The organism is Aurantibacter crassamenti, assembly GCF_016811105.1.
GTDB lineage: Bacteria > Bacteroidota > Bacteroidia > Flavobacteriales > Flavobacteriaceae > Aurantibacter_A > Aurantibacter_A crassamenti.
Genome location: NZ_JAFBGM010000001.1, coordinates 372,569 through 397,492, shown reverse-complemented (window position 1 = coordinate 397,492; position 24,924 = coordinate 372,569). Strand labels below are relative to the sequence as shown.

Annotated in this window: 23 protein-coding genes and 1 pseudogene; 19 read left to right on the top strand and 5 right to left on the bottom strand. The window is 33.7% G+C overall.

What is annotated here, in order from left to right; all coding sequences use genetic code 11:
• Positions 1 to 79 precede the first annotated feature (79 nt).
• The 10 genes and pseudogenes from JQC67_RS01690 to JQC67_RS01645 all read left to right on the top strand — a co-directional run bounded on the left by JQC67_RS01690 (position 80) and on the right by JQC67_RS01645 (position 7,444).
• Entirely contained in the window at positions 80 to 718 is a 639-nt protein-coding gene (locus JQC67_RS01690; protein ID WP_203251131.1) for a 4'-phosphopantetheinyl transferase family protein, read from the top strand.
• Positions 719 to 763: 45 nt separating this feature from the next.
• Positions 764 to 1,024: a thiamine-binding protein gene (locus JQC67_RS01685; RefSeq protein ID WP_203251130.1), complete on the top strand. Its 261-nt coding sequence runs from the start codon at positions 764 to 766 to the stop codon at positions 1,022 to 1,024.
• Positions 1,008 to 1,640, top strand: a complete 633-nt coding sequence (pnuC, locus tag JQC67_RS01680; protein ID WP_203251129.1) for a nicotinamide riboside transporter PnuC — start codon at positions 1,008 to 1,010, stop codon at positions 1,638 to 1,640. The genes JQC67_RS01685 and pnuC overlap by 17 nt, the downstream gene beginning before the upstream one ends.
• Positions 1,601 to 2,167, top strand: coding sequence for an AAA family ATPase (locus JQC67_RS01675; RefSeq protein ID WP_203251128.1), 567 nt, complete (start codon positions 1,601 to 1,603; stop codon positions 2,165 to 2,167). The genes pnuC and JQC67_RS01675 overlap by 40 nt, the downstream gene beginning before the upstream one ends.
• The gene (locus tag JQC67_RS01670) at positions 2,164 to 3,702 is read left to right on the top strand and encodes a DUF4301 family protein (RefSeq protein ID WP_203251127.1); all 1,539 of its coding nucleotides are present in this window, start codon (positions 2,164 to 2,166) and stop codon (positions 3,700 to 3,702) included. Before JQC67_RS01675 ends, JQC67_RS01670 begins: the two co-directional genes overlap by 4 nt.
• A 220-nt stretch (positions 3,703 to 3,922) precedes the next feature.
• Positions 3,923 to 4,282 (top strand): hypothetical protein, encoded by a 360-nt coding sequence (locus JQC67_RS01665; protein WP_203251126.1) that lies wholly within the window; start codon positions 3,923 to 3,925, stop codon positions 4,280 to 4,282.
• Positions 4,283 to 4,392: 110 nt separating this feature from the next.
• Positions 4,393 to 4,539, top strand: a pseudogene (locus JQC67_RS19120) (DUF4301 family protein); the annotation flags it as partial.
• Between the two features lie 220 nt (positions 4,540 to 4,759).
• Complete coding sequence (locus JQC67_RS01655) at positions 4,760 to 5,119, top strand: hypothetical protein (protein WP_203251125.1); 360 nt, start codon at positions 4,760 to 4,762, stop codon at positions 5,117 to 5,119.
• Positions 5,120 to 5,455: 336 nt separating this feature from the next.
• Entirely contained in the window at positions 5,456 to 5,785 is a 330-nt protein-coding gene (locus JQC67_RS01650; RefSeq protein ID WP_238934436.1) for a hypothetical protein, read from the top strand.
• Positions 5,786 to 6,079: 294 nt separating this feature from the next.
• Positions 6,080 to 7,444 (top strand): sigma-54-dependent transcriptional regulator, encoded by a 1,365-nt coding sequence (locus JQC67_RS01645; protein WP_203251124.1) that lies wholly within the window; start codon positions 6,080 to 6,082, stop codon positions 7,442 to 7,444.
• Here the strand turns inward: JQC67_RS01645 and JQC67_RS01640 are convergent.
• Entirely contained in the window at positions 7,419 to 9,899 is a 2,481-nt protein-coding gene (locus JQC67_RS01640; RefSeq protein WP_203251123.1) for a hybrid sensor histidine kinase/response regulator, read from the bottom strand. The genes JQC67_RS01645 and JQC67_RS01640 overlap by 26 nt on opposite strands.
• Before the next feature lie 305 nt (positions 9,900 to 10,204).
• Here JQC67_RS01640 and JQC67_RS01635 point away from each other — a divergent pair, with 305 nt between their 5' ends.
• The 3 genes from JQC67_RS01635 to JQC67_RS01625 all read left to right on the top strand — a co-directional run bounded on the left by JQC67_RS01635 (position 10,205) and on the right by JQC67_RS01625 (position 16,971).
• A complete protein-coding gene (locus tag JQC67_RS01635; protein ID WP_203251122.1) occupies positions 10,205 to 12,376 on the top strand; it encodes a TonB-dependent receptor in 2,172 nt (723 codons plus the stop codon).
• A gap of 171 nt (positions 12,377 to 12,547) precedes the next feature.
• Positions 12,548 to 15,967, top strand: coding sequence for a HEAT repeat domain-containing protein (locus tag JQC67_RS01630; protein WP_203251121.1), 3,420 nt, complete (start codon positions 12,548 to 12,550; stop codon positions 15,965 to 15,967).
• A 23-nt stretch (positions 15,968 to 15,990) separates the two neighbouring features.
• Complete coding sequence (locus tag JQC67_RS01625) at positions 15,991 to 16,971, top strand: Gfo/Idh/MocA family protein (protein WP_203251120.1); 981 nt, start codon at positions 15,991 to 15,993, stop codon at positions 16,969 to 16,971.
• 5 nt (positions 16,972 to 16,976) lie between these two features.
• Here the strand turns inward: JQC67_RS01625 and JQC67_RS01620 are convergent, their stop codons facing one another.
• Positions 16,977 to 17,414, bottom strand: coding sequence for a Rieske (2Fe-2S) protein (locus tag JQC67_RS01620; protein WP_203251119.1), 438 nt, complete (start codon positions 17,412 to 17,414; stop codon positions 16,977 to 16,979).
• A gap of 188 nt (positions 17,415 to 17,602) precedes the next feature.
• Between JQC67_RS01620 and greA the strand changes: the two genes are divergently transcribed.
• Both greA and JQC67_RS01610 read left to right on the top strand, forming a co-directional pair.
• Positions 17,603 to 18,079, top strand: a complete 477-nt coding sequence (gene greA, locus JQC67_RS01615; RefSeq protein ID WP_203251118.1) for a transcription elongation factor GreA — start codon at positions 17,603 to 17,605, stop codon at positions 18,077 to 18,079.
• 10 nt (positions 18,080 to 18,089) lie between these two features.
• Positions 18,090 to 18,482 (top strand): HIT family protein, encoded by a 393-nt coding sequence (locus JQC67_RS01610; protein WP_203251117.1) that lies wholly within the window; start codon positions 18,090 to 18,092, stop codon positions 18,480 to 18,482.
• On the opposite strand, the gene JQC67_RS01605 is transcribed toward JQC67_RS01610, so the two are convergent.
• Positions 18,469 to 18,825, bottom strand: a complete 357-nt coding sequence (locus tag JQC67_RS01605) for a hypothetical protein (RefSeq protein WP_203251116.1) — start codon at positions 18,823 to 18,825, stop codon at positions 18,469 to 18,471. The genes JQC67_RS01610 and JQC67_RS01605 overlap by 14 nt on opposite strands.
• A gap of 9 nt (positions 18,826 to 18,834) precedes the next feature.
• Positions 18,835 to 19,986, bottom strand: coding sequence for a sensor histidine kinase (locus JQC67_RS01600; RefSeq protein ID WP_203251115.1), 1,152 nt, complete (start codon positions 19,984 to 19,986; stop codon positions 18,835 to 18,837).
• A 275-nt stretch (positions 19,987 to 20,261) separates the two neighbouring features.
• Here JQC67_RS01600 and JQC67_RS01595 point away from each other — a divergent pair, with 275 nt between their 5' ends.
• Together JQC67_RS01595 and aat are read left to right on the top strand one after the other, a co-directional pair.
• On the top strand, positions 20,262 to 20,639 hold the full coding sequence (locus JQC67_RS01595) for a DUF3127 domain-containing protein (protein WP_203251114.1): 378 nt from the start codon (positions 20,262 to 20,264) through the stop codon (positions 20,637 to 20,639).
• 71 nt (positions 20,640 to 20,710) lie between these two features.
• Positions 20,711 to 21,391 carry a leucyl/phenylalanyl-tRNA--protein transferase gene (gene aat, locus JQC67_RS01590; protein WP_238934435.1) on the top strand — a complete coding sequence of 227 codons (681 nt, stop codon included), beginning with the start codon at positions 20,711 to 20,713 and terminating at the stop codon, positions 21,389 to 21,391.
• Between the two features lie 6 nt (positions 21,392 to 21,397).
• Here the strand turns inward: aat and JQC67_RS01585 are convergent, their stop codons facing one another.
• A complete protein-coding gene (locus JQC67_RS01585) occupies positions 21,398 to 22,297 on the bottom strand; it encodes a MerR family transcriptional regulator (RefSeq protein WP_203251113.1) in 900 nt (299 codons plus the stop codon).
• A 313-nt stretch (positions 22,298 to 22,610) separates the two neighbouring features.
• On the opposite strand from JQC67_RS01585, the gene JQC67_RS01580 reads away from it, so the two are divergent.
• Both JQC67_RS01580 and JQC67_RS01575 read left to right on the top strand, forming a co-directional pair.
• Positions 22,611 to 24,077 carry a phytoene desaturase family protein gene (locus tag JQC67_RS01580; RefSeq protein WP_203251112.1) on the top strand — a complete coding sequence of 489 codons (1,467 nt, stop codon included), beginning with the start codon at positions 22,611 to 22,613 and terminating at the stop codon, positions 24,075 to 24,077.
• Entirely contained in the window at positions 24,074 to 24,910 is an 837-nt protein-coding gene (locus JQC67_RS01575) for a phytoene/squalene synthase family protein (RefSeq protein ID WP_203251111.1), read from the top strand. The genes JQC67_RS01580 and JQC67_RS01575 overlap by 4 nt, the downstream gene beginning before the upstream one ends.
• Positions 24,911 to 24,924 lie beyond the last annotated feature (14 nt).

The window sequence follows — 24,924 nt, the reverse complement described above, 5'->3', positions numbered from 1 at the left end:
TTTTTATTTTTACTTTCGTTAGAAGGCTGTTTTTTAGCCCGTTTACAGCCGCGAAGGTACGAAATACATACAAAATACTATGCCTCTTTATAAATCTATAATAATCAATAGCGCTACAATACTGCATATCTGGAAAGTAGAAGAGTCTGAAACTGATTTGGCGAAAACAGTAGAATTAACGCAGCATTGCCAAAATAGAATGGCAGGCATGAAGTCTGAAATGCATCGGAGGGGCTTTTTAAGTATTCGGCATTTATTGGCGGTTGAAGGTTATGTTGATCATGACCTTATATATGATGTGCAAGGAAAACCACATTTGAAGGATGGCAAAAAAATATCAATTACGCATTCAAATAATTTTACAGGTATTATTATTAGTGAGTCTCATGAGGTAGGTATTGATATTGAAATGCAACGTGACAAAATATTGCGCATTGCACATAAGTTTACTCCAATAGAAGAATATAAAACAATTGCTAATTCAGAGGCCTTGATACGTAAACTAACTATGGTTTGGGGAGCAAAGGAATCTTTGTATAAAATTTATGCGCAACCCGGTCTTAGTTTCATTCAACATATAAATGTAGCAGATTTTTCTATGGATGATAATAGTACTACAGGTGAGATTCTTTATCAAGGAAAATCAACAAATTATGCTATTTCATTTGTAGAATTTGAAGGCTTTACTTTAGTCTACGCTCTCGATTCTACAAAGTAAATTCTGAGAAATAATCCACCAATTAGTTACACTTAACGTATAAAAATGAACATATCAGTAGAGCTTACTTTTTCGCCATTACAAGATGATTATGAACAGCACATCATTAATTTTATTAAGAAACTACGAGAATCAGGACTTACAATTTTAGAGAACCCCTTAAGTACACAAGTTTATGGTAACTATGATACGGTCATGGCTGTTTTGAATTCTGAAATAAAAACTGCTTTTGAATTAATGGATAAAGGCTTACTATATATGAAAATTGTTAAATCTGACCGAAGCGATTATGAGCCTCATTTTTGATTATTTGTTTGGTCAATACAGTACGTATGAAACCTTAGATATTGCTCTTGAGATTATTGCAGTAATCTTTGGTCTTCTTTCTGTTTGGTTTTCTAAACAAAACAATATTTGGGTATATCCAACGGGATTACTAAGTACTTCAATTTTTGTTTACTTGCTTTTAAAGTGGGGGTTAATTGGTGATATGCTTATTAATATATACTACTTTATAATGAGCTTGTATGGTTGGTATATTTGGACGAGAAAGATAGATGCCAAAAATTTTACACCAATAACTAGTGCTACTAAAAAGGAACATAAAATTTCTGCAGTCATATTTTTATGTACCATAGTTTTTGTGTTTATTGTTTATCAAATTTTTGATAAATGGACGAGTTGGACGGCCTATGTCGATACTATAACAACTGCTATCTTTTTTGTGGGGATGTGGTTAATGGCCAAAAGAAAAGTAGAAAATTGGATATATTGGATCATCGGTGATATTATATCCGTTCCATTATATTTCTATAAAGGATATACATTTACTAGCTTTCAATACCTAATTTTTACAATATTGGCCGTTTATGGTTACTACGCATGGAAGAAAAATATAAACAGCAGCCTTCAAACATCTTAAAGGTTGTTCTTTTCGGGCCTGAATCTACCGGAAAAACAACGCTGTCTGAACAATTGGCCAGACATTATCATACAGTGTGGGTGCCCGAATATGCACGTGAATATTTGCAAGATAAATGGAACAATGAACGTAAAACATGTGAGCCACATGATTTGCTGCCGATCGCTGAGGGTCAAATGAAATTAGAGAACGAATTGGCAAAGAAAGCAACAAATGTGCTTATTTGTGATACTGATTTACTTGAAACTAAAGTCTATTCAGAAGCATATTATGTTGGGCATTGTGATCCAATTCTTGAAAAACATGCTTTAGAAAATCAATATGATTTGTATCTATTAACTTATATAGATGTGCCATGGATTGGTGATGATTTACGTGACAAGCCTAATAAACGTGAGTACATGTTTAATTTTTTTAAAGAAACATTAGAGCGTAATAATCGTAAATTCATTACCTTAAAGGGAGATAAAAAAAATCGTTTAAAAACAGCTGTAGAACAGATTGATAAATTATTAGAGAAAAAATGAACCTTACTGAAACTGATCAACAATTATTAGAACATAAAGGAATCTCAAAAGCTAAGGTGTTAGACCAAATAGACACTTTTAGAGATGGTATTCCTTTTGTGAATTTAGAAAGCGCTGCAATAGTTGGCGAAGGAATTCTAAAGTTTTCTTCAGAAGAAGAGAATGCGTTAATTCAAAATTTTGAAGCAAATAGACAAAGCAAATCACTTTTAAAGTTTGTGCCAGCATCAGGTGCTGCATCTCGAATGTTTAAAGCACTTTTCAATTTCTTGGATAATTATAATTGGTCTGAAGAAACCATAGAAGATTATATTAAAAGAACTGGCGATAATGATATTCAAAAATTCTCTGAAGGTTTAGAAGATTTGCCATTCTACAATTTGGTAAAGAATCGGATTGGTAATTTATCATCCTCAATAGGAGAAGAGTTATATAGCTTTGTGAATGAGATGATGTCTGAAAAAGGCTTGAATTATGGATTTTTTCCTAAAGGATTACTTCCTTTTCATAAATATGAAAGTCATGCCGCAACTCCGTTTGAAGAACACCTTAAAGAATCGGTAGCCTATGCGAGTGCCAATGGTTTAGCAAAATTACATTTCACTATATCTGAGCAGCATGATGCAATGTTTGCGAGTGAGTATGAGAATTCAAATGAAAAAATTGCAAGTGCTTCGGGTATTAAATTTAATGTAGATTATTCAAATCAGAAACCTGCAACAGATACTATAGCGGTTGATTTAGATAATAAGCCTTTTAGAAATGATGATGGTTCATTACTTTTTAGACCTGGTGGGCACGGAGCGTTGATTGAAAATCTTAATGATCAAGACGCTGATATTATTTTTATCAAAAATATTGATAATGTTGCTGTTTCTAAATATGGAGACGAAATCGCTGAAAGTAAAAAAATATTAGCCGGACATTTATTAAAGGTACAAGAAAAAGCGTTTGATTTTGCTAAGAAAATAGATGACGATAAGGTATCAGGATCTGATATGGTAGCGATAAAACAATTCATAGAAAAAGAATTGAATGCTTGTTTTTTAGACTCATATGAGGGCTTTAGCCTTTCTGAACAGCTACAAGTCTTAAAAGATAAGTTGAATAGGCCAATACGCGTTTGTGGTATGGTTAAGAATGAAGGCGAACCTGGTGGTGGCCCTTTTTGGATTCTTGATGCTAAAGAACACAAGTCACTTCAAATCATTGAATCGGCGCAAATTGATATGTCTGATTCTAAGCAAGTCGCTATTCTAAAGAATGCAACCCACTTTAATCCTGTTGATTTGGTCTGCGGCGTACGTAATTATAAAGGGGAAAAATTTAATCTCTTGAATTATGTAGATTCTAAGCAAGGATTTATTGCCCAAAAAACAAAAGATGGCAAAGATTTAAAAGCACTTGAGTTACCCGGACTATGGAATGGCGCAATGGCATTTTGGAATACAATTTTTGTTGAAGTGCCTTTGATAACATTTAATCCTGTAAAAACAGTAAATGATTTATTAAAGCCTGCGCATCAGGTTAAATAGTAGTTCTAGTTTTTAATAGTATTCAAAAAGTGTGTAAACCTTACACACTTTTTGCATTTATTACACAGCAATATACACTTGATAATATTATCATTTTTATTTAAAATACTGATATTCAAATCTTTAAAGTTTATTCTGGTCTAGAAAATCTAGTGGCATAATATTTCTATATAGGATAGAAGAATATCAAAATGAATAAATAATTTTAAATAAACACAAAATGAAAAAATTAGTATTAGTAGCAGTATTGTCTCTAGGAAGTCTAACTGCATTTGCACAAGAAACTGAAGCTATCTCAACTGAAGCTACTGAAGTAGCAACAGAAGCTACAGAGGCCGTAACTGAAGAAGTTGCTGTTGCCACTGAAGAAGCTGTTGAAGCTCAAGATGGTTTTAACGAAGTTGCTTTAGAAGAAGTTCCTGAAGCTATTACAACTGCATTAGAAGCTGCTCATCCAGGAGCTACTATTTCAAAGGCTTACGCTAATGAAGATGCTCAATACAAAATAGAAGTTGCTAAAGCTGACGGCGAAACTGCTGAATTATATGCTGACGCTGAAGGTAACTGGATTGAAATGTAAGCCACGCGCTTCTTTCAATTATATAAGTTACTTTATAAAATTAGCCTCTGTGAAAACGGAGGCTTTTTTTATGCAATTTATTTAATGTTTTTGCTTTTGAATACTTAAAGAAAGATTTAAAAGCATTTGAGCTACCCGGATTATAGAATGGAGCAATGGCATTTTGGAAGACTATTTTTGTTGAAGTGCCTTTGCTAACATTTAATCCTGTAAAAACAGTAAATGATTTATTAAAACCTGCGCATCAGGTTAAATAATAATTCTATGTTTTAAAAATGTTCAAAAAGTGTGTAAGGTTTACACACTTTTTGCATTTATTACACAGCAATATACACTTGTTATTATTATAATTTTTATTTAATATATTGATATTCAGTATTTTAAACATATATCTTACCTAAATATTCTAATGGCATAATTTTTCTATATAGGATAGAAGATTATCAAAATGAATAAATAATTTTAAATAAAAAGAAAATGAAAAAATTAGTATTAGTAGCAGTAATGTCTCTAGGAAGTCTAACTGCATTTGCACAAGAAACTGAAGCTATATCAACTGAAGCTACTGAAGTAGCAACAGAAGCTACAGAGGCTGTAACTGAAGAAGTTGCTGTTGCCACTGAAGAAGCTGTTGAAGCTCAAGATGGTTTTAACGAAGTTGCTTTAGAAGAAGTTCCTGAAGCTATTACAACTGCATTAGAAGCTGCTCATCCAGGAGCTACTATTTCAAAGGCTTACGCTAATGAAGATGCTCAATACAAAATAGAAGTTGCTAAAGCTGACGGCGAAACTGCTGAATTATATGCTGACGCTGAAGGTAACTGGATTGAAATGTAAGCCACGCGCTTCTTTCAATTATATAAGTTACTTTATAAAATTGGCCTCTGTGAAAACAGAGGCTTTTTTTTATGTAAAATATTGAATGATGTTTTTCATTAAATGGTAACAAAGAACTAATAGTACTATATCTTTTAATTCTGAACGCGTAGATCTAAATATCGTTATGCTGCGTATATTTTATACGTTTTTGGGGCGTAAGTACACACTATTACACAGTTTGTTTTTAATGAATAATTCACAAAACTCTGTAAATCAATCTGTTAATCGATTTGTTTTAGTTTGGTACTATATTTTCTATTAGGTATAACAAGTTTAACTATTAAAAATAAAATCATGAAAAAATTAATTTTTGTTTTGGCTTTGAGTATGGGTACGATGACTGCATTCGCTCAAGATGAGGTTACTGAGCAAGCTGCAGAAACATCTGTTGAATCAACTGAAGCAATTGCTGATGTTGTAGCTGCACAAGATGATTTTTCTGAAATTGCTGCTGATGAATTACCAGAAGCTGTTACAGCTGCCGTTTCGAAAAACTACCCTACTGCTAGCATAGATAAGGCTTATATCAATGAGTCTAACCAATACAAATTAGAAGTGTCATTACAAGATGGTACTGCTGGTACTTTGTATGCCGATGACAATGGAAATTGGATAGAAATGTAATAACTTGAGTTATTTGTTTTGTATCAAGTTGGTTTGGTCAGAAAGGGGTTGCAATAGCAACCCCTTTCTATATTTATAAAAGTATTATTTGCATCTTTTTTACTATAATTTAGAATTAAAAATTTGAAAAATTATTGATTGCATTTGATTATAGTTTTGTGAGTTAACCTATTCTTGCTGAGTATTTAACGTGTTTTACCTTTCATCGATCAATAGGTTGTTTTAGTATTATTTTAAGTTCTTAACAGCTTTCTTGGGCTATATTTACGTACATAAGTAAACTTAGTACGTTTTATGCCAAACATCTTGATAATTGAAGACGATACTGCCTTCTGCCAAATGCTTGAAAAGTTTTTGTCTAGAAAGGGCTATGATGTGCAGTCTAGTTATGCAGTACCTGATGCTAAAATAAAGTTTGAAGAAACTGATTTTGATGTCATTCTTACTGATTTAAGATTACCAGATTATGATGGAATTCAACTGCTAGCCGATATTAAAGAGAAAAATAATAAGACCCAAGTTGTTTTAATGACTGGGTATGCAGAGGTTGGATCAGCGGTAAAAGCCATGAAAAATGGTGCCTATGATTATATTTCAAAGCCTTTTACTCCAGATGAGATTCTCATGGTTATTGAATCTGCACTAAAAACTAGTGTTGAACAAAAAGATGTGCCCGATAATTCTTCATCGAAATCAGCTGATTCTACCACAAAAAATAATGCACCAATTTCAGGTAATGTTGTGACAGGGGTAAGTGAAGCTTCTAAAACTTTAGAAGAATATATAAAATTGGTGGCACCTACTGACATGTCGGTTTTGATTACTGGTGAAAGTGGAACTGGTAAAGAGGTAACTGCAAAAGCAATACATGATAATAGTGCACGTAAAAACTATAAGTTTATTGCAGTTGATTGTGGTGCAATACCGAAGGAATTAGCAGCAAGTGAATTTTTTGGTCATATAAAAGGAAGTTTCACTGGTGCTGTTTCCGATAAAATTGGAAATTTTGAGGCAGCCAATGGTGGTACATTATTTCTTGATGAAGTAGGAAACTTATCTTATGAGAATCAAGTGCATTTGCTTAGAGCGTTACAAGAGCGAAAAATAAAAAGGGTTGGTAGTACGGTTGAAGTAGCTGTAGATTTACGAATTATTACGGCCACTAATGAAGATTTAAATGATGCTGTTGATAATGGTACTTTTCGTGAGGATCTTTATCATAGATTGAATGAATTTTCAATACAAATCCCTTCTTTAGAAGAGCGTTTTGAAGACCTAATGTTGTTTGCAGATCGATTCTTAGACGAAGCAAATAAAAATTTAGATAAAAATGTTCATGGATTTTCTACAGAAGTTTGGGATGCTTTTCAGAATTACCAGTGGCCTGGAAACCTACGAGAACTTAAAAATGTAGTAAAAAGAGCTGTGCTGTTAACTACTGGAAATGAAATTCAATTAAATGCATTGCCAAAAGAAGTTATAAATCCGGCGGCAAAAAATTCTGTAGTTGAAAATTTCTCAAAAGCAGAATTTGAAAAAGAGCGTATTTTAAAGGCATTGAAAAAAACCAATTTTAATAAATCAAAAGCTGCTAAGCTTCTACAGGTGACAAGAAAAACGCTTTACAATAAAATCAATCACTATAAGCTTGATCTATAGAAAGGCGGCGTTTTAACGCTTTTGCTAGAATAAGTACATTTTCCTTTAAGTTTTTTAAATCTTTTTGAAGCGTGTAGCTGTCCATTGACGACTCTTTTAGCAATTCAAGACGTTCCAGAATAGGAACCACAGAGTTTACTTTCAATTGTCTAAACATTGGTAGCATACGGTGAGCGACATGATTTATCTGTTTTTGATCTAAGCTGTCAATAGTGTCTTCTAAAAGTTGCATATTCGTTTCAGTATCCATTAAAAAGGTTAGTAACACTTCTTGAATAGCATCTTCGTTCTTGCCTAAGAAAGAATAAATAAAATCTAAGCTATAGGGTTCATTTAGATTATTTGAGGTATTTGAAATAGGCGCAACCTCGTTTTTATCCTCTTGTTTTTTAATTTCAATTCCCATTAATTTTAATACTGTAATTAATTCAAGTTTTGAAAATGGCTTTTTAATTACTTCAGCAAATCCAATAGACGTGTACGCTTCTTTTTCTAAATCTCTACGCCCCGTCATTGCAATAATTGGTTGTTTCTTGTAATGCTGGTAATCTCCAGATTTCAATTTTTGTAATACTTCAAAACCACTTATTTGAGGCATTTGAATGTCAGTTAACACAATGTCATAGGCTAAATGTGAATCCTTTTCTACTTGTAAAAAGTTGGTATACGTATGCGCTGTAATTGCCATGCTTTCAGCTAATTCTTTCAACATATGGAGCAGTGCAGTGTCATCATCAATAATCAACATTCGCAATTTAGGGGCTAAATACGGGGCTTCACTTTCTTGTTTTATAACCTTATTAGTTATTAATAATGGTAGTGTTAAGTTAAAAGTGCTTCCTTGGTTTACATTGCTTTCAAGACTAAGCGAACCATGTAATAATTCAGCTAATTTTTTTGAAATAGTAAGTCCAAGTCCATGACCGCCATATTTTTTATCAGTGTTTGTTTCTGCTTGTGAAAATTCTTTGAATATTAGTTGTTGTTTCTCTTTTGCAATTCCTATACCTGTATCCTTAATATTAATTTGCAATGCAACTGATTTTCCTTTTCTAGAAAGTGCCGTAGCGGTAATTTCAATATACCCTTGCTCTGTAAATTTAAAGGCATTACCAATTAAATTAGTTAGAATCTGACGTATTCTAAAGGGATCGCCTAAATATGTTTTTTGTAAGTTTTCATCAAGATTCAAAATTAGCTTTAGATTTTTACTCTTGTGTATTTCTTGAAGGTTTTCTGCAGTTTCTTGAATAAGGTGCGCCGCAATAAATGGTACATTTTCAATGTTCAGTTTGCCCGCTTCTAATTTTGAAAAGTCTAAAAGGTCGTTCACTAGATTGCCCACATATTCTGATGCTGACTTTACATTTTTAATGTAATCACCTTGTTTAGCGGTTAATTCAGTGCTTTCCATTAATTCTGCATATCCACTTATAGTATTCAAAGGTGTTCGCAAATCATGACTAACAGTTGAAATTAATTGTTCACGACTTTGTAGTAGTGATTCAGAATATTTTTTTTCTTTTTCTAACTGCCGCTGATAGGTTTGAATTTTCCAGAAATCTCTATTGATTAAGAATGAGAATAATCCAACAATTAAAAAGGCTAGAATAGCTGCTAAACCGGCCCAACGCATACTTCTTCTTAAGGCTGCTTGCTTTGCTTGGCTTTCTGTGTAAGTATTCAGCATTATTTCTTGCTCAAAGGCAGCAATAATACCCCTTAATTGTTGTGAGAGTTTTTGGTCATTTTTGGTAATTTGAATTTCCTTTTGAGATAAAGAACGTTTTGTTTTAGTGCTTTGTCTTAGCGTTTTTTCTAACATAGCCTTTGAATCTCTAAGTATAGAATCAATATAGGCAGCGTTTTCACTACCATCTGCATTAGTTGGCGCATTTTTATTAATTAGTGCAGCATATTCTCTAAGTGATTTTTGTAAGCTAGGTGAAAATTTATCAAAATTTGGAAATAGATTTTCAGCTGAAAATTTTCCGTAAGATTCTTCTATTTTATCGAATTCTTTAAGGGCTGTTTGAATTGAATTATCACCATTGTTTTCTTTACTAAGAATAATGAATTCGTTATTGTTGTTTACTTTTTGTCGTAAAAGTGCTTGAACGCTATCGAGCTTTATTTTTTGAGATTCACTTTGGGTTAATAGTTTTAGAGTGTCTATATCACTGTAGATAGAATCAATTTTTTGCGAATATGCATCAAAATTTTCTTCATTTTTTGTCTGTATTGCAACTTTTGAAATACTTTCAGCTTCATAAAGTTTAGTGACCAAAGAGCCTGTTCTTAGTAGTTTTCGGTCATTTAAGCTAACCGTATCTTCGGCAAGGTAAACCTGTACTTCTGAATAAATAAAATAGCCAGCAACTAAGGCTAGAACACCAAGCATCAAATAACTAAAAACAATTTTAGGATTGATTTTTTTTGTAACTTTTTCGCTCATATCATGCCATTAAGACCCTATTCTTAAATATATACGAATATAAGACTGCGAGAGTTTATATGCACATTTAAATAATTTATCAATTTGTCTATGAAAATTAAAGAATGCGTTCTACATTTGTCGCATCTCTAAGGGGTGCTGTAAAAAGCTGAGATTATACCCAATGAACCTGGGCGGGTAATGCTGCCAAGGAATGCGTAATACTACACGCTGTTTTTGGAATTTTTATCGTTCTTAATTGAACAAAAATCATTATTAATTTAGAATAATAGCCCCTTTTATTCGTCACTAAATATTTAGTACGAATGAAAACTATTGTCACAACTTTAGCCATTTTTGGCTTAACAATGGCCTCACAGGCCCAAGAAAAACAAATTGATTCTTTAGAAGGAAAAAAGATTGTATTAGACGAAGTTTTTGTCTCTGCAATTAGAGCTAATTCAGAATCACCAGTAACTTTCACCAATTTTACAAAAGAACAAATTAAACCTCGCAACCTAGGTCAAGATATACCTATTTTGCTGAATTTTTTACCCTCGGTAGTTACAACTTCAGACGCCGGTGCTGGGGTAGGTTATACTGGTATTAGGGTGAGAGGTAGTGATGCCACACGAGTGAATGTTACCATTAATGGTATACCGTATAACGACTCTGAATCACATGGCACTTTTTGGGTAAATATGCCAGATTTTGCATCATCAACTGAAAATTTGCAATTGCAAAGAGGGGTTGGTACGTCAACAAATGGCGCGGGCGCTTTTGGTGCTAGTTTAAATATTTTAACAGATGGTATCTCACAAGATGCATATGGTCAAATTTCATCATCTGTAGGTAGTTTTAATACGCTTCGTAATAGTTTGAAATTTAGTACAGGTTTGTTGAACGAGAGTATTGAAATTTCTGGACGTTTATCGAGAATTTCTTCCGATGGATATATTGATAGAGCTTCATCTAAATTGGACTCCTATTTTTTACAAGGAACGTTTAAAGATGATAAAAACCTCTTTAAGGCGTTGCTTTTTGGCGGGCATGAAATTACCTATCAAGCTTGGAATGGTATTGATGATGAAACACTTGCTACAAATAGAACTTTTAATTCTGCAGGTATTTATACGGATGAAAATGGGGTTACGCAATACCATCATAACGAGGTAGATGATTACAAACAGAATCATGCCCAACTATTATATAATAGAACTTTTTCTGATAATTGGAATGGTAATATTTCTTTACACTATACTCGTGGTAGAGGCTTTTTTGAGCAATTTAAAGAAGATGATGATTTTGACACCTATGGTATACAACCCATAAATGTTGATGGTGTTGCCATAAACACTACCGATTTAATTAGACGTCGTTGGCTTAATAACCATTTTTACGGAACAGTTTTTTCAACAAATTACAGCAATGAAAAACTTGATTTTGTACTAGGTGGCGGTTGGAACAAATATGAAGGTGGTCATTATGGTGAAATTATTTGGGCAAGATTTGCTAATAATCGTGATTATTTAGACCGTTATTATGATGATAATTCGGTAAAAACAGATTTCAATATTTATGCAAAAGCGAATTATCAAATACACGATAAATGGAATGTTTATGGGGATCTTCAATACCGAACTGTTGGGTATACGGCAAATGGTGAAGACACAGGTATTGTTGATGATAATTTTAATTTTTTCAACCCAAAAGCTGGTGTAACTTTCGATGTAAATACCAATAACAATTTGTATTTCTCATATGCCGTAGCTAATAGAGAGCCAAATAGAAATGACTACGAAAGTGGTAGTCCTAAACCTGAAAAATTAGATGACTTTGAAATGGGTTGGCGATATGTTACTTCAGATATTCAACTGAGTACCAATGTCTATTTTATGAAGTATGTTGATCAATTGGTTTTGACAGGTGAATTGAATGATGTGGGTGCACCTTTACGTGCAAATGTTGGAGATAGTTATAGATTAGGTCTAGAAATAGACGCTAATATTTCATTAAGTGAGAAATTTAAATGGCATCCAAATATTGCATTGAGTACAAATAAGAATAAAGATTTTTATTTTCAACGTGATGGGGTTTTGCAGAACTTAGGTAATACTAATATTTCTTTTTCGCCTAATTTTATTGCAGGTAATCAAATTTCATACTTGCCTACAAGTCAATTACAACTATCATTATTAACAAAGTACGTTGGCAAACAATATATGGGAAATATTGATGCGGAAAGCTCTGTACTTGATGCATATACGCAGACAGATATTAATGTGACCTATGAATTTGAGTTAAATAAATTTGTAAAAAACATCACCATCTCTGGTTTGATTAATAATATTTTTAATGCTGAATTTGAGTCGAACGGATATTTTTTCACCTATGATGATGATTTCTCAGTTCCAGATGTTATTACAACAATAGAAGGCGCAGGTTATTACCCACAAGCTGGTGTTAACTTTTTACTAGGTATGACAGCAACTTTTTAAGATTTTTTAAAGTCTAACAAAATTGAACCTTTCTTCTTTTGAAGAGAGGTTTCTTTTTTGGTAAGAGTCTCTGATTAATAGGGTTTCTTCAATTTTTAAGCTAGAATATACTTTCTCCATTCATATATTCTACTATTTTTGTTCAGCTAAGCAATTTTGAAAATCAACCTAATGAAAATCAATCCTATTTTTCGAGTACTATTTTTGCTGTCGGTTATGTTCGTGACCTTTATTTCTTGCGATACTAAACCACAAAAGCCTAAAGAAATCCCGTTGTCAATAATTGAAGATTCTGTTTATGGTGTAGAAAATGCTGCAACAGTTAGAGAGAATACAGCGGCCATTGTTGCAGAAGGATTAGAATTGACACTTTGGGCATCTGATTCACTTGCACCAGATCCAATAGCAATGTCGGTTGATGATGAAGGGGCAATTTATTTAACTAGAACCAATCGTCAAAAAAATTCGGAATTTGATATTCGAGGTTATCGCGATTGGATGACTCCTTCAATTAGTTTTCAAACCGTTGAAGACCGCCGAAATTTTTTACATGAAACATTTGCTCCTGAAAAAAGTGATGAAAATTCATGGCTCAAAGATTTAAATAATGACACAATACATGATTGGCGTGATCTTGCAGTTGAAAAAGAAGAAATATGGAAACTTGAAGATCGTAACGGTAATGGTATTGCTGATGTTTCAACTCGAATTTTAGAAGATTTTAATGAAGAGATTACAGATGTAGCGGGTGCTATGTTAGTGCGAGAAAATGATGTTTTTGTTGGTGTTGGGCCAGATATGTGGCGATTGACAGATACTAATGATGATCAAATTCTTGATGAGAAAACATCTATTGCGCATGGTTTTGCTATTCATATTGGGTTTGGTGGTCACGGAATGTCCGGTGCCATTGAAGGACCTGATGGAAAAATATATTGGGGTATTGGTGATATCGGTATGAATCTTACAACTAGTGAGGGTGTGCATCATAAATACCCAAATCAAGGGGTGATTGTACGATCGAATCCTGATGGATCTGATTTTGAAGTTTTTGCAGCAGGATTACGAAATACACATGAGTTTGTTTTTGATGAGTACGGAAATATTATTTCTGCGGATAATGATGGAGATCACCGTGGTGAGAGTGAACGTCTAGTTTATATTGTTGAAGGGCATGATGCCGGATGGCGTGCGAATTGGCAATACGGTAAATACACAGACCCAAAAAATAATGGTTACAATGTGTGGATGGATGAGAAAATGTACATGCCACGTTGGGACGGTCAAGCAGCCTACTTTTTACCACCAATACAGAATTTTCATAACGGTCCTACCGGAATGGTGTATAACCCAGGTACTGCTTTAGGTAAAGATTGGCAGAATAAGTTTTTCCTAACTGAGTTTGTGGGTAACCCTGGTCGATCACATATTTGGGCGTTTGATTTAGAACCGAAAGGGGCATCTTTTGTATTGAAATCTGAACAAGACATAGTAAGTGGTATTCTTCCAACAGGTATTCGCTTCGGACCTGACGGTGCGCTTTACGTTGCAGATTGGATTAATGGATGGAACACGAAAGATTATGGTCGTGTCTGGAAAATGGATGTGTCTAGTGATAAAAATGATTTAAAATCGGAGCGCGAGAGAACACAGCAATTGATGACTACTGATTACAAAGAGTTGTCCGTAGACGAGCTTAGCGATTTACTAAAATACGCTGATATGCGAATCCGTCAGAAGGCACAATTTGAATTGGTCACAAGAGGGAGTAAAGGCGAAGATGCTTTGCAAGAAAGTATTACGCAAAATGAAAATCAGTTGGCAAGAGTACATGGTATTTGGGGTCTTGGTCAATTGGCATCGAAAGATATTGATGCTTCTGAGCCACTTTTAGAATTATTGAATGATTCAGATCATGAAATTGTAGCACAAGCTGTTAAGATTTTAGGTGATGTTAAAAATGCAAAAGCTGGTGAGTTATTAATTCCACTTTTAAAACATGAAAGTGAAAGAGTTCGTTTTTTTACAGCTCAAGCTTTGGGTAGAATAAAGCAAGTAGATGCTGTACAACCCTTATTAGATATGCTTGCAGCAAATGCTGATGTCGATAATTACGTGAGACATGCTGCTGTTTTAGCATTAAGTAGAATTGGTGATGAAGCTGCAATTACAGCGCTTGTGGGTAATGAAAATAGAAGTTTAAGAATTGCGGCAGTTTTGGTTCTAAGAAGAATGCAAAGTGCTAAAGTTGCAGAATTTCTAAATGATGCAGATGAGTATATCGTTGCGGAAGCAGCAAGAGCAATTAATGACGATTGGTCAATTGAGGTTGCAATGCCAGCCTTGGCAGAGACTTTAAATAAAGTCGATTTTACTTCTGAACCTTTATTTCGCAGAGCAATTAATGCCGCATTGAGAGTCGGGCGTGAAAGCGATTTAGATAATTTAATTGCTTTTACTCAACGTGAAAATGTGTCTAGTGTTTTACGCGCTGAAGCTTTAGCTGCAATTTCAAATTGGACAGCACCTTCCGTTTTAGATAGAGTTGATGGGCGCAGACGTGCTGATATTTCTAGAGATGCAGCAATTGTACAACAAAAGGTTAAAGCTGTCATTCCTGATTTCTTAAAAAGTAAGGATCCAGAAATTTTAGCTTCCACAGCAAAAATCTTAGGTGCCATTCAATTGAATTCTTTTAATTCAGAGCTTAAAAGAATGATGCAGACAAATAAAACTCCACAAGTACGCGTGGCAGCAATGCAGGCATTAGGTAGTCTTAAATATGAAGATATTAAAGGAGTGATGGCCTTAGGTATGAAAGATAAAAGTACAGAAGTACGTGCTTTGGCAATTGATATGTTAAAAACCATAGATATACCCGCTAATGATTTACCTGGTATTGTTAAGCCAATTTTCAAGAATGGCTCACCTAGAGAGCAACAGAGTATGTTGGGTGTTTTAGCTGAAATGCCAATAGTAAAAAGTGAACCTGTTTTAAGTTCAATGATTGATCAGGCTGCAAATAAAAGTATTTCACCAAATGTAATTCTTGATTTAATGGAGGCAGTGGAAGCTAGTAATTCAGAAACTTTAATTGCAAAATTAGATGTCTTGAAAAATGCAGGTTATGGTGTTGATGCATTTAATGAGACACTATATGGTGGCAACCGGGGTGATGGGCGAAGATATTTTATTAATAATAGTACAGGTCAATGTGTTCGCTGTCATTTTTATGATGGTCAAGGTGGAGAAGTTGGGCCTCCTTTAGACGGTATTGCTGATAAATTAAGTCGTGAACAATTGTTAGAGGCCTTAATTAACCCAACAGCACGTATTTCTCCGGGCTATGGAAATGTAACGTTAACCCTAAAAGATGGACAAGTAGTAACAGGACTTTTAGAAGAAGAAACGCATGACGAATTAATATTAAGAACTTCTGATGCAGAACCTTTAGAAGTTGCAATTTCAAGAATAGTAAAGCGCGAGAATATGACTTCAAGTATGCCGCCAATGGGTAGAATTATGTCAAAAAGAGAGTTGCGTGATCTTATCGAATTTTTAGCAAGTTTAAAAAGTCGTCCAACAAGCTAAGTACTTTACAAAAAAAATAAATCATGAAAAGCATTAAAAAAGTTCGTTGGGGTATTATTGGTTGCGGTGATGTAACTGAAGTGAAAAGTGGACCAGCCTATCAAAATACCGAAGGATTTGAAATAGTTGCTGTAATGCGACGTGATGCCGAAAAAGCAGCAGATTATGCGAAAAGACATGGCATTGCTAAGTATTATTCTAATGCTGATGAATTAATTGCTGATGATGAGGTTGATGCAGTTTATATAGCTACTCCACCAGATTCGCATAGAGAATATGCCTTAAAGGTTGCGGCTAGTGGCAAACCTTGTTGTGTTGAAAAACCAATGGCGCCCAGTTATGCTGAAAGTCTTGAAGTTTATGAAGCGTTTAAAGAAAAAGAAATTCCTCTTTTTGTTGCTTATTACAGAAGATCTTTACCCCGTTTTCTTGGGGTGAAAAAATGGTTAGATAATAATGAAATTGGAAAAGTACGTCATGTGCGATGGATGCTTACTAAAGATCCTTCTGATCTTGACTTAAGTGGTGAGTATAATTGGCGTACTGATGCTAAGGTTGCGCCAGGTGGTTATTTTGATGATCTCGCAAGCCACGGCCTTGATCTTTTCATTTATTATTTAGGGGATATTAAACAAGCTAACGGAATTGCACTTAATCAACAAGGCTTATATACTGCAAAAGATGCAATTACAGGAACTTGGTTACACGAAGGTGGAATTACAGGTGAAGCTACATGGAATTTTGGTTGCGACCGTAGAGAAGATTTAGTTGAAATTTATGGTAGTAAAGGCAAAATTTCTTTTTCTATTTTTGGAGAGGATGATATTGTTTTAGAAAATGAAGATGGAGTTCAGAAAGAATTTATCGAACACCCAAAACACGTGCAACAATTTCATGTTGAGAATTTAGGAAAACATCTTTTTGAAGATATTCAACATCCGTCTACCGGAAAAACGGCATTGCATGGAAGTTGGGTTATGGATTCTATTTTAGGAAATCTTTAGAACTTCTAATTACTTATAATAACAGAATTACCGGTTTTGACAGCACGGTATTCTAACATGTTGTAGTAGCGATTACCGTCTTCAGGTGGGGTGAATTGTTGCCCAGTGAACAAACTATATTCATAATCTTCGCAAGCGCATATGGCATTTTGTCCATCAATTTCCATGGTTGAACAACTGCTCGGTGGATGATTCGGACAAGTGGCTTCAAATGCTCTAAACTGATCGAAACCTGCATTGATAACAAACACGCCTCTATTGCCTACACCTTGTAGCCCAATATAAACAGGATTTCCTGGATTCGTTAACGGACTATATAACGGCAGACTTAAATTAATATCAAATCGAAAGCCTAGTTCTTGTATGTACGGATTTCGCTCTGGTCGATCACTATCACATGCTAGGGCAATAAACACTATTAAAAGTCCGATAATTCGTTTCATAAGATGTTGTTCGTTTAAGAATTCATGGACAAATTTGAGTAAAATTTACGTATATTCGCTATATATCCTCTCTAAAAAACCAAGGAAGGCCTTGGGGAAATAGGGGGTTTTGCTTTTTATAACTTCTTGAGTGGTAAACAGCATTAAAACTGAAAACAAGTAGCGTACACTATATAAACGAAGAACTTATGAGCAACGTATCTTACTATACTGCTGAGGGACTTAAAAAATTAAAAGAAGAACTACGTCAATTGAAAGATATTGAACGCCCAAAGGCTTCTCAAGCTATTGCTGAGGCCCGCGATAAGGGTGATTTATCTGAAAATGCGGAGTATGATGCTGCAAAAGAAGCGCAAGGTCTATTAGAGCTTAAAATTTCTAAGCTAGAAGATGTCTTTGCAAATGCTAGACTTATTGATGAATCACAACTTGATAATTCAAAGGTTCTTGTACTCTCTACTGTAAAGTTGAAAAATCAGACCAATGGTATGGAAATGAAATATACTTTGGTAGCTGAAAGTGAAGCAGATATTAAAACGGGTAAAATATCAGTTAATTCACCGATTGGTAAAGGTCTTCTTGGTAAATCGGTAGGTGAGGTTGCTGAAATTACCGTGCCTAACGGAACATTAAAATTTGATGTTTTAGAAATAACTAGAACCTAATACTACCTTGATGGCAAGTATTTTCACAAAAATTATAAAAGGAGAAATTCCGTGTTACAAAATAGCAGAAGATGATAATTTCTTTGCTTTTTTAGACATTAATCCCAACGCTAAAGGTCATACACTTTGTGTACCCAAAAAAGAAGTAGATAGACTTCTTGATCTTGACGAAGAAACCTATTTGGGTTTGATGGCCTTTTCAAGAAAGATAGGTTTAGCTATTGAAGCAGCTATACCATGCGAGCGTGTGGGTATGACGGTAATCGGTTTAGAGGTACCCCATGTACATGTACATTTGATTCCATTAAGTACAATGGCGAATGCTACTTTTCAATCGAAAGTTTCATTAACTACCGAAGAGTTTGAAAAAGTGGCTGAAAATATACGTGCTAAAATTCAATAATTCCTTGGGTGAAAACATAAACTGCACCCGCTACCAAGGCAATCAAAAATAAAATTAATCCGTAGAAAAGACCAGTATATTTTACTGAAGATTTTTCAGGTTGCACCATTTTTCGCTTATAGTCGAAGATGCGCTCAATATCTGGAGTCCAATCAACAGGGTATATAAAAGAATCACAGGTTTTACATTGTACCTGATGTGTGACATCATTTGTGACCTTGTGAAATAATTTACTGTAACGGTGTTTTTGATAAAACGTAAGTTTCATGTCTTGATTAAAACACTGCGGACAATTATTGGTTATAACCGATTCTTGAATTACTTCCAGTTTTTCCTGTGCCATACTTCTTAACTAAACGTTTGCTATTTTAAAAGTGATTTGCATTATTGTTTCGCCTTTATTAGACGAAAGTACTTTAATTTTTCCTTTATGGTATTCTTCAATAATTCTTTTAACTAGAGAAAGGCCTAAACCCCAACCTCTTTTTTTTGTTGTAAAACCTGGGTTAAAAATACGATTAAAATCACTTTTTGAGATTCCTGCACCTGTATCAGCAACATGAATTTTTACATAATTGCCGTCAGAAATTATCGCAATTGCAATATTGCCCTTGCCCCGCATGGCATCAATACCATTCTTTACTAGGTTTTCTATGGTCCAATTATACAGTGCCGAATTCATCATTACATCTACGCGCTCAACTTTTGAATTAAAAGAGAAATGTATCAGTTTTGAGCTTCTTAATTTCAGGTAGTCATAAGCGTTTTTTGTCTCTTCAACAATATTGAGTTTTTCGAGTTTGGGTGTTGAGCCTATTTTAGAAAATCGCTCTGTAATGGTTTCAAGTCTTGAAATATCTTTTTCAATTTCTATAGTAATTTCTTGATTGATGTTCTCAGCTTTCAATAGTTCATTCCACCCTAAAAGTGAAGATAATGGCGTGCCAATTTGATGTGCAGTTTCTTTTGCCATACCTGCCCATAGCTTATTTTGCTCTGAAGCCTTATTTGTTTTGAAAAAGAAAAAAATCATAGCCCCAAACAAACAAATGATCAGCAATAGTGCAATTGGGTAGTATTTGAGTTTATTTAAAATTTCAGAATCACCATAGTACAAAGTAGCCAATTGTTCTATTGTATCACCTATGGCAATTGGCGTGTTTTGACTTTGAAATTCGATTATTTTATTTTGAATATAAATTGAATCGTTCTCATGTTCTTCAGGAAAATTATTTACCCTTATTGTGCCATCTTTGTTCACCAAAATCATTGGTGTTGAGGTGTTTTTTTGAAAAACAAAGATTGGTAAATTTCCAATTTCTGCATCGGCGGGCATAGACTGAAATTCATATTGTGCAGCCGCCCATATTTCCATTTTAAAGCGCTCTTCTTCCTTGAATTTTTTGAAAAAGCTATTGGTGTTCCACAAGATTAAACTTACAATAACGAAAGCCGATACTAATAAGATTATGTTCGTAGTTTTCTTTTCTGGCTGGAAATTCATCAACGCTCTTTAATGCTTAAGGTATGTTAAAGATAGCGCATTTTGTGTGCAAAATAAGATTAAGATTAGCTTTTAGAACGTCTGTAAAAAGAAGATAATCCATCAGAAAAAGAGTAAATTAGAAGAAAGCTTGGTATGAAATCAAGTAATTTTCGTACTACAATTCTAAATAGTTAGTTAATCTTAATAACTTAATGCGTTTATATTAGGTCGATTTCAACAATACAGGTATTTTTAAAAACTTTTTTAATTAGGATTTAGAATAATAGCAGGACATGGAAATTCAAGGAAAAATAAAATTAGTTAGTGAAACTCAAACTTTTGGAAATAATGGGTTTCGTAAAAGGGAAATTGTAATTACCACAGATGAGCAATATCCACAGCATATCATGATTGAGTTTGTACAAGACAAAACAGACCTTTTGAATGCATATCAAGTTGGTCAGACTGTTAAAATTAGCATTAACCTTAGAGGTAGAGAATGGACTAACCCTCAAGGGGAAGTGAAATATTTTAACTCTATTCAAGGTTGGCGAATTGAGAATCTTCAAACTGAGCAAAGTGGTGGAACAATTCCACCAGTACCACCTATTGAAGCGTTTGAACCAGCAAATGATCTTAATGAAGAAGAACATGACGATCTTCCTTTTTAAGAATTAGAATGTCTTTTTTATAAAAAATTGAACCTGTTTCAGGTAATTTGCCCCGCTAAACAGCGGGGTTTTTGGTTTTAAACTATATTGCTGTTGTGAATCTTTTACCACAATTATCAGATGAAATAAATTTTCCACCACTTGAGAGTGCTACAAGTGATGGTTTACTTGCATATGGTGGTGACCTTTCTGCAGAACGCCTTTTATACGCTTACCGAAATGGAATATTCCCTTGGTATGATGATAATTCACCAATACTTTGGTGGAGCCCAGACCCAAGAATGGTACTTTTTCCTCATAAATTGAAAGTTTCAAAAAGTATGAGAAAAGTAATGAGAGATGGTTTATTTCGCTTAACCAAAAACTCATGTTTTGAAAGGGTTATTGATCAATGTGCAAAAGTTAAGCGTGAAGGAGAACACGGAACATGGATAACAGACGCAATGAAAAGAGCATACAGTAAACTTAATGAATTGGGTTATGCCAAATCATATGAGGTTTGGTATGAAGATGAACTTGTTGGTGGTTTATACGGAATTGACTTAGGGCATGTCTTCTGTGGTGAAAGTATGTTTAGTTTAAAAAGCAATGCTTCTAAATTCGCGTTTGTTAGTTTAACTAATGAGCTTATTGAAAAGAAATATCAATTAATAGATTGTCAAGTCTATACAAAGCATTTAGAGAGTCTGGGTGCCGAAGAGATACCTAGAGAGCAATTTATTGAAATTGTTACTGGCCATTCATTAAAATAAAGCACTTTATTTTTTGGTCTTAACTTTGAATGTTTTACTTTTTTTTGACAAATAACTTATCATTTCTTGTGGGTTTTTGAGAATATTAACCTGTTTAGATTCAGCAAAATCTGTAAAGTTAATTGGGTTGCCAGAAATGGCAATTGGCACTTTAGTTTTGCTAACTAATACGTTAATTTTTGAAGTGACCCATTGCGGTCTACTTAAAATGAAAAGCGAAAGTAAAAGTTGAGGTTTAGTAATTTCTACTACTTTTTCTATATTTTCTAATGGCACTTTCGTACCAAGGTAAAACACGCGCCAGCCTAATTCTCGGGCAATATAATTTGCTAATAATAACCCTATTTCATGATCCTCATCTTCTATTAAAAAAAGTACAATTTTAGGAGCTTCTTTATTTGCCAATGGTAATTTTTCAATCGCCGCAAAAATCTTTTGACGAATAAGGTTAGAGATAAAGTGCTCTTGGGCTGGCATTGCCTTATGAGTTGTCCATAAAATACCTATTTGGTTTAAAAATGGATATATAACCTCAATCACTGTTGCTAAGAGTCCTTTGTTTTTAATGATTCGGTCAATAGTATTATCAAAAGCAAGTTCGTCTAATTGAATCATGCTGCTTATTAGCGCATTTATTTCATCAGATTGATTTGAATCAATTAAAATGTTCGATACTTGTTCAGTGATTTCATCATCGGTCATCTTATTGATTTTTGAAATCCGATTTCCATTTCGAATTAAAATATCAATATTCAGTAATTTTCGTAGTTGTACATCAGAATAGAATCTGATGTTAGTATCGGTACGATTGGGTATTAGAAAATCATATCTGCTTTCCCATTTTCTTAATGTATGAGCATTTATTCCTGTTAAGGCGACAATCTCTGCCATTGAATATGAAGCCATAAAATGTCTAAATTTTAAAGTGTATTTCCTTTAATTATTGTCGTTTTTTAATAGTATCAAGCTATAAAGGTACAATTTTGTCTAAAAAAACACATGAAAGTATTAGACAAAAGTAAAATATCACTTATATTTGTCTAACTATATTTGCTTAATACATAGACAAATGTTTAAATATAGATGACAAACATGTGTAATTAAGTTCAATGCATTATTAGTTGTCTTTAATGATTAACAAGTAGTAGTTGCATTTGTATAATATCGCTAGTGCATTTTTAAAGTATTTATTATAAGTATCTTCATATATTTAATGTAAATGGTAAATCAAAAAGTGATAATTATTGGTTCCGGATTTTCCGCATTATCGGCAAGTTGCTATTTAGCAAAAGCAGGTAATGAAGTTTCGGTTTTTGAAAAAAACAAGACAGTTGGTGGAAGGGCAAGACAATTATCAAAACAAGGTTTTACTTTTGATATGGGACCCAGCTGGTATTGGATGCCTGATATTTTTGATAAATTTTTCAACCATTTTGACAAGAAAACTTCTGATTATTATACCCTTGATAAATTAAGCCCTGCTTACCAAATATTCTTTGCAGATGATGTTATTACCATTGGAGATACTTTAGATAAAATTTGTATTGAGTTTGATAGAATTGAAAAAGGAAGTTCTAAACAATTACGTAAGTTCATAGCAGAAGCTCAAGAGAACTATAGTATAGCAATAGAAAAGGTTGTTTTGAAACCTGGTATTTCACCTTTTGAGTTGGTAACAAAGGATACTATTTTAAAGGTGGATCAGTTTTTTAAAACAATAAGTGGTGAAGTGCGAAAGAAATTTGCGAATCCTAAATTAATTTCCACGCTTGAATTTCCTGTTCTTTTTTTAGGCGCTAAACCAACCAATACCCCATCCTTCTATAATTTTATGAATTTTGCTGATTTTGGTCTAGGTACATGGCACCCTAGAGGTGGTATGTATGAGGTGGTGAAGGCCATGACTAGTCTTGCTATTGAATTGGGAGTGACAATACATACTGAACATGAAGTAGATCAAATAGTGGTTAAAAATGGCGTTGCTGTTGGTATAAAGAGTAAAGGTGAAAATTATTTAAGTGATTATGTAATTAGTGGGGCTGATTATCATCATTCAGAAACCTTACTTGATAAACCCTATAGACAATATTCTGAAGCCTATTGGAATAAAAAAACGTTTGCGCCATCATCGTTGCTTTTTTATATTGGTTTTAATAAAAAGCTTAAAAACATTGAGCACCATAATTTATTTTTTGATACAGATTTTGAAAAACATGCTCAAGAGATTTATGATAACCCTAAATGGCCTTCTGATCCATTGTTTTATGCCAATTTTCCTTCGGTAACTGATAATTCAATGGCACCTGAAGGGTGTGAGGCTGGTTTTTTCTTAGTGCCTATTGCTCCTGGTTTGGAAGATAATCAGCAACTTAGAGATCAATATTTTGATTTAATTATGGAGCGTTTTCAACAACGAACAGACCAAAAAATTTTTGATAATATTATCTTCTGTGAATCTTTCTGTTTGAATGATTTTGTTGAAGAATACAACTCATATAAAGGAAATGCCTACGGTATGGCAAATACTCTTTCTCAAACTGCATTTTTAAGGCCCAATTTGAGAAGTAAAAAAGTTAAAAAATTATATTTCACAGGTCAATTGACAGTTCCGGGTCCTGGTGTGCCACCAGCTTTAATTTCCGGTAAACTTGTTTGTGACTTGATTTTAAAACATAATCAAGTATGAAAGAGCTATTTGATAATTCAAGTTATGATTGTAGTAAGTTGGTGACTAAAACCTATAGCACCTCATTTTCAATGGGCATCAAAATGTTCTCGCCAAAAATAAGACCTGCTATTTATGCCATTTATGGCTTTGTACGATATGCAGACGAAATTGTTGATACATTTCATGATTATCAACAATTAACCTTGTTTGATGAGTTTGAGCAAGATTATTACAAAGCATTGGAACGAAAAATTAGTTTAAATCCTATTCTAAATGCTTTTCAAGAAATTGTTCACAAATATGACCTTAAAGATTATGTTCAAGATTTTATGGATCGAATGCGAATGGATCTTGATAAAAAAGAATACACATCTAAAGAAGAATACGAAAACTACATTTATGGCTCTGCAGATGTTGTAGGGCTAATGTGTCTGCGAGTTTTTGTAAACAATGATGAGAAGAAGTACAACGAGTTAAAAGGCTATGCAATGCGATTAGGTTCCGCCTTTCAGAAAGTAAATTTTTTGCGTGACATACGAGAAGATAATGAAGAGTTAGGCCGTTCTTATTTTCCGAATTTAGTAAAGGGTGAATTGACTGAACAAACTAAAGCTGAAATAATTTTAGATGTTGAGAATGATTTTAAAGAAGCGTACAAGGGTATTGTGTTATTACCAATTGAGGGTAAATTAGGTGTTTATTTGGCGTATAGATACTATCTGCGATTACTACAAAAAATTAAAAAAGCGGATTGTAAAAAAATCATGAACGGCAGAATTCGAGTATCAAATTCTATTAAGTTAGTATTGTTGACCAAAGCTGTTCTGCGTTATCGTTTAAATTTTATATAGTTCTATTAAATTAA